Source organism: Mesorhizobium sp. M7D.F.Ca.US.004.01.2.1 (assembly GCF_003997785.1).
Classification (GTDB): domain Bacteria; phylum Pseudomonadota; class Alphaproteobacteria; order Rhizobiales; family Rhizobiaceae; genus Mesorhizobium; species Mesorhizobium loti.
In genome coordinates this window covers 1-793 of the sequence record NZ_RZRQ01000716.1, presented here as the reverse complement: position 1 = coordinate 793, position 793 = coordinate 1, and the positions used below count along the sequence as shown (strand labels likewise).

Here is a 793-nt window from a genome sequence, read left to right as displayed (position 1 = left end):
CGCTCGATCCGACGCATCTGCGCCTCCGACAGCCAGATCAAATCACTCATTGCAGCGCCTCCTCGCACCGCAAATGAATCAGCCGTTTGGCGTCGCCGCAAGAGTTTTAATAGGTCCTGAGCCTAGAGCCGTGACGTGAGCTCCGGGTCGACGCTGTATTGGAATACGCTGCCCTCGCTTTCGTCGACCACCCGGAACCAGTGGGTTTGCAAGGCGCGCGGCGACATGGCCTTGCCCGTGATTTTCTGCAGCGCCTCAAGTGCCGTAGCCCCACTGGCAACGTGCGAAGCAGACAGTGACTCTGCGTCCATTTCGTCAATCTGGTAACGCGGCATTGCTGGCCTCCTGTCAGCCAAACTTCGGGAGGCCACCTAGGTTCCTGGAACGAAATTCCTTTTGCGAACTTGCTGACGTCATGAGCGCCTGTGAGCATTTTGCAAGGTTGGTCGGCACCATGAACAAGTTCCTTTTCGCAGCCGCTGATTTTCTGTCTCGCCCGCCGGGCTTCTACGTCATGATCATTGCCATGGTGGTGTGCACCGCCCTGGTACCGTTCGGCCTGACGAATGCCGTCACCTACGCGCTGTCGGTCGCGGCCATCGTCATCACCGGTGTCGTGCTGATCCAGGGCTACCGCGACACCGCCGCGATCCATGCCAAGCTCGACGAGATCATCGTCGCCCTCAACGACACCAGAAACGACGTCGTCGGGCTGGAGCATGCCGACCCGAAAGACATCAGGGCGAAGCTCGGCAAACTCGAGGAAGAGGCAGCGCGAACCGCGCCCGAGGCC

Annotated in this window: 2 protein-coding genes; one reads left to right on the top strand and one right to left on the bottom strand. The window is 60.2% G+C overall.

What is annotated here, in order from left to right; translation table 11 throughout:
- Positions 1 to 122: 122 nt before the first annotated feature.
- Positions 123 to 335 (bottom strand): hypothetical protein, encoded by a 213-nt coding sequence (locus EN993_RS36390; RefSeq protein ID WP_109660489.1) that lies wholly within the window; start codon positions 333 to 335, stop codon positions 123 to 125.
- Positions 336 to 454: 119 nt separating this feature from the next.
- Between EN993_RS36390 and EN993_RS36385 the strand changes: the two genes are divergently transcribed.
- The coding region (locus tag EN993_RS36385) for a low affinity iron permease family protein (protein ID WP_109661383.1) at positions 455 to 793 on the top strand (339 nt) is incomplete at its 3' end.

What these genes read in the sequence shown, in the direction of transcription:
- EN993_RS36390 (WP_109660489.1), bottom strand. Translation starts at nt 335, where the DNA reads ATGCCGCGTTACCAGATTGACGAAATGGACGCAGAGTCACTGTCTGCT.